This window comes from Citrobacter sp. Marseille-Q3906 (assembly GCF_916618775.1).
In the GTDB taxonomy this organism is placed as follows: domain Bacteria; phylum Pseudomonadota; class Gammaproteobacteria; order Enterobacterales; family Enterobacteriaceae; genus Citrobacter; species Citrobacter murliniae.
This window is the reverse complement of record NZ_CAKAKA010000002.1, coordinates 1,501,314-1,512,852: the sequence shown is the minus strand read 5'-3', so window position 1 is coordinate 1,512,852 and position 11,539 is coordinate 1,501,314. Positions and strand designations below refer to the sequence as shown.

Below are 11,539 nucleotides of genomic sequence, written 5' to 3'. Positions count from 1 at the left end.
TGACACCCTTACATTGCGCAAAAAGGGGACTCGCGAAACAGTTGCGAGTCCTGTAATTATCTTTCTATTTTAGCAAATGCCATCCGGACACATTTTCGCTTTTGTGTCCCAGGAATAAAGAGAATGAATGGTTTGATCAAAGGAGTAGCCAAAAAATTGGCAGGAAATGTAAATGATACGCATAAATGCGCATCTTGCCTCTCGACGTCAGTGTTTCTGCTGCCTATTATTTATGGCTGTGTCGTTTGGTTAATATTCAGAGGGGAGTGAAATGCGCGCAGCGTTTTGGGTAGGGTGTGCCGCGTTATTATTATCGGCTTGCAGCAGTGAACCCGTTCAGCAGGCAACGGCCGCACACGTCGCACCAGGTATGAGAGCAGCAATGTCCAGTTCCGGAGAAGCTAACTGCGCTATGATTGGTGGTTCACTTTCTGTTGCCCGTCAACTGGATGGTTCAGCCATCGGGATGTGTGCATTACCCAACGGCAAACGCTGTAGTGAGCAGTCGCTTGCCGCAGGAAGCTGTGGAAACTACTGAGTTTCCGTATTGACTACATTAAATCAGCCAGTTTATACGTCAGAGTTTGTTCGGCTGTCGCCAGTGTTAGCTGGTTAGCCGTCAAATCGACCTGTGCGCCTTGCTCAAACATCTTGCTGACAATGCCATCGAGCGCGTTCAGCTGTGGATCGGCGCACATCATGCGGGTCATTGCCAGGTTTTTCACCTTCAGTTCGCCGTCGGACAGTTTGCCCTGACCGGTAAATTGGTTACACATTTTGCCTGACACCGTCATGTTTTCGCCAAAACTTAATTCGGGCTGATTCTTTGCAACGGTTATCGGTTTGCCATTCACACTTTCCAGAACGAAACGGTGGTGCTGTAACTGTTCGCGATTGACGGAAACCTTTCCATTGCTCGCACAGCCAGCCATAAGCATGCTGAGCGCAATCAACGTGACAACTTTCTTCATTGAATTTCTCTACATTCGTGATGTGAATACAATCAGTATAATAATGATATCGCCGGATATATCATCAGGGGTTATCTGAAAATGCTCCCCTGATAGCAGGGGAGCAAAGCGGTCAGAAGAGGGCGTTCGGGCAGGTTTCGCCTTTGGAAATTTGTGCCAGGTTCTGTAACGTTGTTTCAGAGATACTGATCAACGCTTCGGCCGTCAGGAACGCCTGATGCCCGGTAAACAGGACGTTGTGGCAGGCAGACAAGCGGCGGAACACATCATCCTGAATGACATCGTTAGATTTATCTTCAAAGAAGAGATCGCGTTCATTTTCATACACATCCATACCCAAAGAACCAATTTTCTGGTTTTTCAGGGCATCAATAGCCGCCTGTGAGTCGATCAGCGCACCACGACTGGTGTTGACAATCATCACGCCATTCTTCATTTGTTCAAAGGCTTCGTGGTTGAGCAGATGATAATTTTCCGGCGTTAACGGGCAGTGCAGGGAAATGACATCCGATTCCGCAAACAGTGTTTTGAGATCGACATATTCAACGCCTAATTCCAGAGCTGCGGCACTTGGATACGGATCAAAGGCCAGCAGACGCATACCAAAGCCTTTCAGGATCCTCAGTGCGGCAATACCAATTTTACCGGTACCGATCACCCCAGCCGTTTTGCCGTACATAGTGAAGCCGGTCAGCCCTTCAAGAGAAAAGTTGGCATCACGGGTACGCTGATAAGCACGATGAATTCGGCGGTTTAATGTCATCATCATGCCGATCGCATGTTCTGCGACCGCTTCAGGTGAATACGCCGGCACACGCACAACCTGCAGGCCCAGCTCTTTGGCCGCATCCAGATCGACGTTGTTAAATCCGGCGCAGCGCAGGGCGATGTACTTCACACCATGGTTTTTCAACTCTTCCAGAACCGGGCGGCTGCCATCGTCGTTAACGAAGATACATACGGCTTCGCAGCCATGGGCTGTTTTGGCCGTCTTTTCCGTAAGCAGAAAGTCAAAGAATTCAAGTTCAAAACCAAAAGCCTCGTTAACCTGCTGCAGGTACTTCTTGTCGTACTGTTTTGTACTATAGATGGCGAGTTTCATAAGACTTTCTCCAGTGATTTTAAAATCACATTAATCCAATTCAAATTATTTTACAAAATCCAAAAAATAATTGATAGTCATAGATATAGTGAATAATTCCAGAGCATCTCTTGTTAGTGTGGGCATGTTAGTCAATTTCAACAACTGACTAATTTTTATCTTCCCAGTGCCTGACAATCTGCGCTCTGTTTACTTTGCTCGTCCACCGCTGCCTGGTTTTCTGTTAGATAGATAGCACAACACTTTTACCAATGAGCAATAGATACATTGAGCAGTGGAATAAGGGACAGGTGCAGATGGTACATGGTCATACTCGCCACGCGGTTTTTATGATTAAGCATATGATTAATCAATAATTCTTTGACTCATGCCAGTTCTATAAATATTACGTATATTTAAGGAGCATCTATTCTTAAGGTGGGCATATGTAGCTAAACATGCCACAATACTGGCCTAAACCGGCTTAAATTTTCGCGAAATCAGGACATTAACTACCCATGAAGGGTAAATATAAAGCCGCTCTGGCACTACTCTTATTATTGATCCTCATGCCGCTGACGTTGTTGATGACGCTTGGCCTGTGGGTTCCGACGCTGGCAGGCATTTGGTTGCCCGTCGGTACGCGCATCGCACTGGATGAGAGCCCACGGCTAACCCGGCATGGGCTACATATTCCACAACTCCGTTATCTGGTCGATGACTGCCCGCTGGCGAAAATTACGCAGGCGGATCTGTCACATCCCAGCCGCTGGTTGCTGAACGTCGGGGCTATTGAACTGGATTCAGCCTGTCTGGCCAAACTGCCGCAAACGGAACCTTCTCCCGCCGCACCTAAAACGCTGGCGGAGTGGCAATCCATGTTGCCCAATACCTGGATTAACATCGACAAACTCATCCTTTCTCCGTGGCAGGAGTGGCAGGGCAAGCTGTCACTGTCGTTGACGCCCACCAGCCAACAGCTTCGCTACCAGGGTGACAAAGTCAAATTTCAGGGGCGTCTCCACGGTCAAAATCTGACGGTCAATGAACTTGATGTTGCCGCATTTGAAGATCAGCCGCCGGTGAAACTGGTGGGTGAATTCACGATGCCACTGGTTCCTGACGGCCTGCCGATCAGCGGGCATGTGGTCGCCACTCTCAGCCTGCCGCAGGAACCCTCTCTGGTGGATGCGGAGCTGGAATGGCAGGAAAATCGTGGACAACTGATCGTAATGGGACGAGGCAATGCCGATCCTCTGCTCGATCTTCCGTGGGAAATCACCCGCCAGCAACTGACTATCAGCGACGGTCGCTGGAACTGGCCTTATCAGGGATTTCCGTTAAGCGGTCGGCTGGGTGTGAAAGTTGAAAACTGGCAGGCTGGCCTGGAAAACGCGGTGGTGAGCGGGCGATTAAATGTTCTGACACAAGGTGATGCAGGTAAAGGTAACGCTGTCCTGACCATCGGCCCTGGCAAACTCGCCATGGATAATAGCGAGATGCCATTACAGTTAACCGGCGAAGCAAAACAGGGCGATCTTATTTTTTATGCGGTGCTACCCGCACGGCTCAGTGGAAGCCTCAATGATCCGCAACTGATTTTTGAACCTGGGGCATTGCTGCGTTCCCGCGGACGCGTTATTGACTCTCTGGATATTGACGAAATTCGCTGGCCACTGGCGGGAGTGAAGGTCACTCAGCGCGGTGTTGATGGTCGATTGCAGGCCATTTTACGTGCCCATGAAAACAAGATGGGGGGATTTGAACTGCATCTTGATGGTCTGGCCAATGATTTCCTCCCTGACGCTGGCCGCTGGCAGTGGCGTTACTGGGGTACAGGGGGATTTACGCCGATGCACGCCCGCTGGGACGTGGCGGGTAAGGGTGAATGGCACGATAACACCCTCAAACTTTTTGACCTTTCTACCGGGTTCGACCAACTGCAATACGGCACGATGAAAGTGGAAACGCCACGTCTGATCATGGATCAACCGATTGTGTGGGTGCGGGACCCGGCAAAACCAACATTCAGCGGCGCGTTGTCACTGGATGCTGGAAAAACCACCTTTACGGGCGGAAGCGTTCTGCCACCATCAACCCTGAAATTCAGTGTTGATGGGACCGATCCGACGGTATTCCAGTTCAAAGGGCAGCTTCATGCAGGGGCAATTGGTCCTGTACAGTTAAACGGGCGCTGGGATGGTGTCCGCCTGCGTGGACAGGCCTGGTGGCCAAAACAATCACTCACTGTTTTCCAGCCGCTGGTTCCTCCTGACTGGAAAATGAACCTGCGCGAAGGGGAACTGTATGCGCAGGTTGCTTTCTCCGCCGCCCCGGAACAGGGCTTTGAGGCGGGCGGTCATGGGGTATTAAAAGGCGGTAGCGCCTGGATGCCCGATAACCAGATCAATGGTGTCGATTTTGTGCTGCCGTTTCGTTTTAGTGAAGGAGCGTGGCAACTGGGCACACGCGGACCGATTTCACTACGTATTGCGGAAGTCGTGAATCAGGTGACAGCGAAAAATATTACCGCCGACCTGCAGGGAGGATATCCCTGGAGCGAAGATAATCCTTTACTGCTCAGCAATGTCAGCGCCGAGTTGTTAGGAGGTAAAGTCATCATGCAGCAATTGCGTATGCCTCAGCACGATCCGGCCTTAGTCCGAGTGCAAAATATCTCTTCCAGCGAACTTATCAGCGCGGTTAATCCCAAACAGTTTGCCATGTCTGGACCGGTCAGCGGCGCGTTGCCTCTGTGGCTGAATAATGAAAAATGGATTATCAAAGACGGCTGGCTTACCAATCCTGGACCAATGACGTTGCGTATCGACAAAGATACTGCGGATGCCGTCGTTAAAGACAACATGGCGGCTGGAGCGGCGATTAACTGGCTGCGCTATATGGAAATAACCCATTCCTGGACGAAAATAAATCTGGATAACCTGGGTGTATTAACGATGCAGGCAACCGTCACTGGCAATAGTCGGGTGGATGGCAAAGTGGGAACGGTGAATTTGAATTACAACCACGAAGAAAACGTATTTACGTTATGGCGCAGTTTGCGTTTTGGCGACAATTTACAGGCATGGCTCGAGCAAAATGCAACGCTGCCAGAAACCCATTGCCCGGAAGGCAAGGAATGTGAGGAACAACCATGAAAACAATAGCTGCCATGCTGGGACTTCTGGCGTCATCTCTGCTGGCGGGGTGTACTCCGCGTATTGAAGTGGCGGCCCCCAAAGAACCCATCACCATCAATATGAACGTCAAAATCGAGCATGAAATCCATATCAAAGTCGATAAAGATGTCGAGAGTTTGCTGAAATCACGCAGTGACTTGTTCTGAGGTGAAGATGAAAAGATCACTTAACGCATTCATTCTTATTTTGAGTTTGCTGAGTGCCAACGCGTTTGCATTAACGCTGGGTGAAGCCCGAACTCAGGGGCGGGTTGGCGAAACGCTTAACGGCTATCTCGTGGCATTGAAAACCGATGCTGAAACCCAGACGCTGGTGAGTGAAGTGAATAAAGCGCGCAATGCCAGCTATCAGCAACTTGCTGAAAGTAACAACATCCCGGTTGATGAAGTGGCAAAGATGGCTGGACAGAAACTGGTTGCTCGTGCCAAACCGGGTGAATACGTGCAGGGCATTAATGGTAAATGGTTGAAAAAATAATCGCCCGTCTGTTCAGAGGATCCGGTTTTACTTTAACCAACAAGCGTATTTGACGGGCAATGATCCATTGCTCCACTATAATCAAACCGACAAATTATCAAGGAGTGATGATGACGCTTTATCAGATAAAGCCTGCCTTTCAGGCGCTTTTACGCCCGGTAATGTTCTGGCTATACAAAAAAAACGTTACTGCTAATCACGTCACACTTGCAGCGATGGCGCTTTCTTTTGTGACAGGAGCGGTACTGTTTCTTTTCCCTCAACCTGAATTATTTGTTCTCCTGCCGATCGTGCTGTTTGTGCGGATGGCGCTCAATGCGCTGGACGGGATGCTGGCACGTGAGTGCAATCAAAAGTCACGTCTGGGCGCCATTCTCAATGAGACCGGGGATGTTCTTTCCGACCTTGCGCTTTATCTACCCTTTATGTTGCTCCCGGCCAGCAATGCACTGTTGGTGATAATGATGCTGTTCTGCGCAGTGATGACGGAATTTTGCGGCGTGCTGGCACAAACTATCAATGGAGTGCGCAGCTATGCCGGGCCGCTGGGCAAAAGCGACAGAGCGCTGGTGTTCGGCGCATGGGGACTGGCGTTGACGCTATGGCCTCAACTTGTACAGTGGAATAACGCCGTCTGGGGTGTTGCAACGCTGTTGCTGTTATGGACGGTGATCAACCGCTGTAAGAGTGCATTACGCGATGAGGTGGTGGAATGATGCTGCTGGAAAAGTCGCTTGCAGTTATTTTTTCTCTGCTACTTATTGCGACACTGATCAACGGATTACTTGTATGGCTACGTCCAGGTAAAGACTGGCGGGAACTGACGCTGCGTATTCGCACCTGGTGGGTGATCATTATTCTGTTTTCGCTGGCTATCTTAAGCCCCCACTGGCTGGCGTTGACTTTTTTTGCGCTGGTAAGCTTTATGGCGTTAAAGGAATTTTTAACACTGGCACCATCGCGCCATACCGATCGCATGCCGCTGTTGTGGATGTTTATTGCTATCCCTGTTAACTACTGGCTGATAGGCATCAACTGGTACGGCATGTTTGTGGTGTTTATCCCGGTGTATGCTTTTTTATTCTTACCCGTACGGATGGTGATTGCTGGCGACACCCAGGGATTTCTGCGTTTTGCCTCACAGCATCACTGGTGCCTGATGACTACCGTGTTTGCATTCAGTCACGTTGCGTTCCTGCTGGTGCTGCCCGCTGACGGTATGCAAACAGGAGCACTGCTGGTGCTTTTCCTCGTGGGCTTAACGGAATTCAACGACATTGCGCAGTACCTGTGGGGAAAATCGATTGGCCGCATCAAAGTGATGCCTAAAGTCAGCCCTAATAAAACCCTGGCGGGACTGATCGGTGGTGTAGCAACCACTACGCTCGCGGCAGCACTACTGGGACCGTTAATGACGCCGCTAAGCGTACCTTTATCGCTGCTGGCGGGGTGCATTATCGGTGTCACTGGTTTTTGTGGGGACGTTGTGATGTCGGCTATTAAGCGGGATATCGGGGTGAAAGACAGCGGCACGCTGTTACCCGGTCACGGCGGTATCCTCGACAGGCTCGATTCCCTGATCTTCACCGCCCCCGTGTTTTTCCATTTCATTCGCTATTTTTGCTACTAACTTATGATGAGCTCATTTCTGCGAACGCTGTTTACATTGTGCATCGTCTGGCCGGTTATTTGGCTATGGCTTGGGCTGCGCGTCAGACACCGGGAGCGCTTGCCAACTCGTGGCCCGGCTATCGTGGTAGCAAATCACAACAGCCATATGGATGTTTTCGCGCTGCTTTCACTATTTCCGCTCCGCCGCCAGGCATCTGTTCATCCGGTGGCCGCCGCTGATTATTTTTTGCGTAATAAAGCGATGGCCTGGTTCGCTCTCAATATTCTCAACATTATTCCCATTTCACGTAAGGGCGGTGAAGCTAACCCACTGGCACAGTGCGAACAGGCATTACGTGAAGGTAAGATCCTGATCCTTTTTCCAGAAGGTACGCGTGGCGAACCAGGAAAGCTTTCACCGCTAAAATCAGGGTTGTGGCATCTGAGTCAGCGTGCGCCGGAAGTCCCAATTATTCCAGTCTGGCTGCGCGGTACGGAGCACGTCATGGCGAAGGGGAATCGCATTCCTCTGCCGCTATTTATTGACGTCAATATTGGTGAGACGTTGCGCTTTCAGAGCGACAAACGCGTCTTCATGGATGATCTCAAACAGCAGCTTTTGCAGCTACAGCAACAAACGACAGGAAAGCCTCCTCATGACTGACATGCGAGCGCCAGACGAACGATGGTTTTTGACCAGTGACAACACCGGGTTGTTTTATCGCCACTGGCCGGCATTATCGGCTGGCCCTGTTTCAAAAGTAATTGTTCTGTTTCACCGTGGACACGAACATTCCGGGCGTCTGCAGCACATCGTTGATGAGCTGGCGATGCCAGATACCGCATTCTATGCCTGGGACGCACGAGGTCACGGACACTCTCCGGGACAGCGTGGCTATAGCCCGTCGCTGGCACGTTCGGTGCAGGATGTCGAAGAGTTCGTGCGTTTTGCCGCTGCGGACAGTCAGGCCGCAATGGAAGATGTGGTGGTGGTAGCACAAAGCGTTGGCGCGGTATTAGCCGCAACCTGGGTTCATGATTATGCGCCAGACATTCGTGGACTGGTATTGGCGTCTCCGGCGTTTAAAGTCAAATTGTATGTGCCGTTTGCCCGCCCAGGGCTGGCGTTAATGCATCGCCTGCGTGGCCTGTTTTTTGTTAACTCCTACGTTAAAGGGAAGTATCTGACGCACGATCCCGAACGCGTGGCAAGCTTCAATCAGGATACGCAAATCACCCGGGCAATCGCGGTGAACATTCTGCTGGATCTCTACAGGACGGCAGAGCGAATAGTCAGCGATGCCGCCGCCATTACGTTACCGGTGCAGTTGCTTGTTTCAGGGGACGATTTTGTTGTGCATCGTCAGCCACAGATCGATTTTTACCAGCGTCTGCGGAACCCACTTAAGGAACTGCACGTGTTGCCGGGGTTTTATCACGATACGCTGGGGGAGAAAGACCGACATCTGGCGTTCGACAAAATGCGTAATTTTATTGATACGTTATACGCGAAACCACCCCAGCGTTTTGATTACAGCAATGAGGATCGCTGGAGTCCTGGGGCCGATAGCTGGCGGATGTTAAACGGGGGACCGGCTCCTTATTCTCTCGATGATATTGCCTATCGTGGTTTGCGCTACGGGATGAAACTACTGGGAACACAATCGACAGGTGTTCGCCTTGGATTTGAAACCGGTTTTGACTCGGGCAGTACGCTTGATTATGTCTATCGTAACCAGCCTCAGGGCAGCAGTGCGCTGGGGCGTTTAATTGATAAGAACTACCTGAATAGCGTCGGCTGGAAAGGGATACGTCAGCGTAAGATCCATTTGCAGATGCTGATTCGTCAGGCTGTTGCGCGGCTCGCAGAGCAGGGCACACCCGTTAATGTGGTCGATATCGCTGCCGGACACGGGCGCTATGTACTTGATGCGCTCGAAGGTGAAACGGCGGTGAACGCGATCTTATTGCGTGATTACAGCGATCTGAATGTGAACAAAGGAAGGGAAATGATCGCCAGCAGAGGCATGGCTGACATCGCTCATTTCGAGCAAGGCGATGCCTTCAATCGTCAACAGCTGGCATCTCTCGACCCCCGTCCTACGCTGGGGATCGTCTCTGGCCTGTACGAGCTTTTCCCCGAAAATTCGCTGGTACAGAATTCTCTGGCCGGACTGGCGGATGCAATAGCGCCGGGTGGGGTACTGATTTACACCGGACAGCCCTGGCATCCACAGCTAAAAACCATCGCATGGTCACTCACCAGCCATAAAGATGGCAAAGCGTGGGTGATGCGCGTGCGCACACAGGGTGAAATGGATGCGCTGGTGCGTGATGCGGGGTTTGATAAGTGCGCGCAGTTGATTGATGAGTGGGGAATTTTCACCGTTTCCATGGCGGTGCGCCGTGGTACCTGAACGTCGTAAGGTTATAGTCCAGGCGATAGGCTGGTTATTGCTACTGGCTCCATTTTTCTTCCTCACTTACGGTAAGGTCAATCAGTTTACCGCCTGGCAGGATGCTCAGTACCATAACGTCGGAAGTGTCGTGTTTAGCTGGGAGTCCGCTATTCCCTTTATTCCGTGGACAATTCTTCCTTACTGGAGCCTGGATCTGTTCTACGGGTTATCGTTGTTTGTCTGTACTACACGTTTCGAACAACGAAGGCTGGTACTGCGTCTGGTACTGGCATCGGTTATCGCCTGCGGCGGTTTTTTGCTGTTTCCGCTCCAGTTTAGCTTTACCCGCCCCGAGGTTAGCGGTGCAGCAGGGTGGTTATTTTCCCAGCTCGAACAGTTCGACTTGCCCTACAACCAGTCTCCATCGTTGCACATTATCCTCTGCTGGCTGCTGTGGCGGCATTTCAGTCGCTACCTTTCTGGTGGTTGGCGCAGGCTGTGCGACGGCTGGTTTTTGCTGATTGCCGTTTCCGTACTGACCACCTGGCAGCACCATTTTATCGATATCATTACCGGACTGGCGGCAGGAATGCTAATTGACTGGATGGTGCCGGAACAACACCGCTGGCGCTGGCAAAAGCCGGATACGGTGCGTTTGAAGCTGATGCGTCGTTATTTGTTGGGGACAGCCATATGTTTTATCGCCGGAGCGCTGATAACGCCCTGGCTACTGTGGCCAGCATTATCGTTGTTGATAGTCGGGTATGGCTATGGCGGATTTGGCACAGCAGCCGCAGGTAAAGATCAACTGGGACGGCTGTCGCCACCCGTGTACTGGCTGTTACTTCCTTGGCGCGTAGGGATGTGGCTGTCGATGCGCTGGTTTACCCGCCGCCTGCCAGCGGTGAGCTGTATTGCTGAGGGGGTCTATCTCGGCAGCTTTCCACGCCGGATCCCCGCGCAAAACGCAGTGCTGGACATGACCTTTGAGTTTCCGCGTGGACGCGCCACCGCGTCACGAGCCTATGCTTGTGTACCGATGTTGGATCTGGTTATTCCCAACAAAGCAGAACTGCAACAGGCTGTGGACCGACTGGAGATACTGCGTCAGGAGCAGGGGACTGTACTGGTTCACTGTGCATTGGGACTGTCGCGCAGTGCGATGACCGTCGCGGCGTGGCTTTTGCATTATGGCCATCAGGCGACAGTAGAGCAGGCGGTAGCACATATTCGTCAGCGTCGTCCACAGGTGGTACTGACAGATAAACATCTGGAGATGCTGGAACAATGGCAACAGAAAGTGACAACGTAACACAAAGCGAAGGTATTCAGCGTGATCTGCTGGGGCACACGCTGGCAGGCTGGCGTTTTATCCTGCTTTTTTCCCTCCCGCCGATGGTGTGGGTCATCTTCACGGCTCCATCAGGTATCTCTCGCGCCATCGTTGCGCTGTTGTGCGCTATCGTCTGGTTTGGTTGCTGGAGAGTGTGGCTTGATGGTCGCTATTTTTCGCTCATTAATGCGCAGAACAACGAGCTGGCCGGAGAGGTTCTTGGCGTTATATGGCGGCGTGAAAGGTTAAAGACGCTCACACTGGCCGAACGTCAGTCAGGTGCACTAAAACAGTGTCGCCAGACGTTTTACATGGTTGCCATTCTGTGGGCTTTCTGGCTGATGCTACTGATTTAGTTTTCACCGGAGCTATTCATCCACAGCGCAATAGTTGCCAAACGGAACTGTACAGATGCTGATATATTTCATCACCGGTTGCGTCCTGGAGTTAACTTATGTGGCTTTTCA

At 51.3% G+C, this 11,539-nt stretch carries 12 protein-coding genes; 10 read left to right on the top strand and 2 right to left on the bottom strand.

Features of this window, described 5'->3' with window-relative positions:
* Positions 1 to 271 precede the first annotated feature (271 nt).
* Positions 272 to 538, top strand: coding sequence for a DUF333 domain-containing protein (locus tag LG384_RS11405; RefSeq protein WP_045442854.1), 267 nt, complete (start codon positions 272 to 274; stop codon positions 536 to 538).
* Positions 539 to 551: 13 nt separating this feature from the next.
* On the opposite strand, the gene hslJ is transcribed toward LG384_RS11405, so the two are convergent.
* Positions 552 to 971: a heat shock protein HslJ gene (gene hslJ / locus LG384_RS11400; RefSeq protein ID WP_045442852.1), complete on the bottom strand. Its 420-nt coding sequence runs from the start codon at positions 969 to 971 to the stop codon at positions 552 to 554.
* A gap of 112 nt (positions 972 to 1,083) precedes the next feature.
* Positions 1,084 to 2,073, bottom strand: a complete 990-nt coding sequence (locus tag LG384_RS11395; RefSeq protein ID WP_045442849.1) for a 2-hydroxyacid dehydrogenase — start codon at positions 2,071 to 2,073, stop codon at positions 1,084 to 1,086.
* Between the two features lie 497 nt (positions 2,074 to 2,570).
* On the opposite strand from LG384_RS11395, the gene LG384_RS11390 reads away from it, so the two are divergent.
* From LG384_RS11390 to LG384_RS11350, 9 genes are all read left to right on the top strand, one after another.
* Complete coding sequence (locus tag LG384_RS11390) at positions 2,571 to 5,210, top strand: YdbH family protein (RefSeq protein ID WP_200013272.1); 2,640 nt, start codon at positions 2,571 to 2,573, stop codon at positions 5,208 to 5,210.
* Positions 5,207 to 5,398, top strand: a complete 192-nt coding sequence (locus LG384_RS11385) for a YnbE family lipoprotein (RefSeq protein WP_045442846.1) — start codon at positions 5,207 to 5,209, stop codon at positions 5,396 to 5,398. The genes LG384_RS11390 and LG384_RS11385 overlap by 4 nt, the downstream gene beginning before the upstream one ends.
* A gap of 7 nt (positions 5,399 to 5,405) precedes the next feature.
* Positions 5,406 to 5,729 (top strand): YdbL family protein, encoded by a 324-nt coding sequence (locus LG384_RS11380; protein ID WP_045442844.1) that lies wholly within the window; start codon positions 5,406 to 5,408, stop codon positions 5,727 to 5,729.
* A 110-nt stretch (positions 5,730 to 5,839) separates the two neighbouring features.
* Complete coding sequence (locus LG384_RS11375; protein WP_225761301.1) at positions 5,840 to 6,445, top strand: CDP-alcohol phosphatidyltransferase family protein; 606 nt, start codon at positions 5,840 to 5,842, stop codon at positions 6,443 to 6,445.
* Positions 6,442 to 7,359 (top strand): phosphatidate cytidylyltransferase, encoded by a 918-nt coding sequence (locus tag LG384_RS11370; RefSeq protein WP_045442839.1) that lies wholly within the window; start codon positions 6,442 to 6,444, stop codon positions 7,357 to 7,359. Before LG384_RS11375 ends, LG384_RS11370 begins: the two co-directional genes overlap by 4 nt.
* 3 nt (positions 7,360 to 7,362) lie before the next feature.
* Entirely contained in the window at positions 7,363 to 8,004 is a 642-nt protein-coding gene (locus LG384_RS11365) for a 1-acyl-sn-glycerol-3-phosphate acyltransferase (protein ID WP_200013269.1), read from the top strand.
* Positions 7,997 to 9,757: a bifunctional alpha/beta hydrolase/class I SAM-dependent methyltransferase gene (locus LG384_RS11360; protein ID WP_225760920.1), complete on the top strand. Its 1,761-nt coding sequence runs from the start codon at positions 7,997 to 7,999 to the stop codon at positions 9,755 to 9,757. The genes LG384_RS11365 and LG384_RS11360 overlap by 8 nt, the downstream gene beginning before the upstream one ends.
* Complete coding sequence (locus tag LG384_RS11355) at positions 9,747 to 11,051, top strand: phosphatase PAP2/dual specificity phosphatase family protein (RefSeq protein WP_225760919.1); 1,305 nt, start codon at positions 9,747 to 9,749, stop codon at positions 11,049 to 11,051. The genes LG384_RS11360 and LG384_RS11355 overlap by 11 nt, the downstream gene beginning before the upstream one ends.
* Positions 11,027 to 11,428, top strand: coding sequence for a hypothetical protein (locus LG384_RS11350; protein WP_225760918.1), 402 nt, complete (start codon positions 11,027 to 11,029; stop codon positions 11,426 to 11,428). The genes LG384_RS11355 and LG384_RS11350 overlap by 25 nt, the downstream gene beginning before the upstream one ends.
* Positions 11,429 to 11,539: the final 111 nt, after the last annotated feature.

Coding starts and splice junctions, on each gene's coding strand:
- LG384_RS11405 (WP_045442854.1), top strand. CDS start 272: ATGCGCGCAGCGTTTTGGGTAGGGTGTGCCGCGTTATTATTATCGGCT.
- hslJ (WP_045442852.1), bottom strand. CDS start 971: ATGAAGAAAGTTGTCACGTTGATTGCGCTCAGCATGCTTATGGCTGGC.
- LG384_RS11395 (WP_045442849.1), bottom strand. CDS start 2,073: ATGAAACTCGCCATCTATAGTACAAAACAGTACGACAAGAAGTACCTG.
- LG384_RS11390 (WP_200013272.1), top strand. CDS start 2,571: ATGAAGGGTAAATATAAAGCCGCTCTGGCACTACTCTTATTATTGATC.
- LG384_RS11385 (WP_045442846.1), top strand. CDS start 5,207: ATGAAAACAATAGCTGCCATGCTGGGACTTCTGGCGTCATCTCTGCTG.
- LG384_RS11380 (WP_045442844.1), top strand. CDS start 5,406: ATGAAAAGATCACTTAACGCATTCATTCTTATTTTGAGTTTGCTGAGT.
- LG384_RS11375 (WP_225761301.1), top strand. CDS start 5,840: ATGACGCTTTATCAGATAAAGCCTGCCTTTCAGGCGCTTTTACGCCCG.
- LG384_RS11370 (WP_045442839.1), top strand. CDS start 6,442: ATGATGCTGCTGGAAAAGTCGCTTGCAGTTATTTTTTCTCTGCTACTT.
- LG384_RS11365 (WP_200013269.1), top strand. CDS start 7,363: ATGATGAGCTCATTTCTGCGAACGCTGTTTACATTGTGCATCGTCTGG.
- LG384_RS11360 (WP_225760920.1), top strand. CDS start 7,997: ATGACTGACATGCGAGCGCCAGACGAACGATGGTTTTTGACCAGTGAC.
- LG384_RS11350 (WP_225760918.1), top strand. CDS start 11,027: ATGGCAACAGAAAGTGACAACGTAACACAAAGCGAAGGTATTCAGCGT.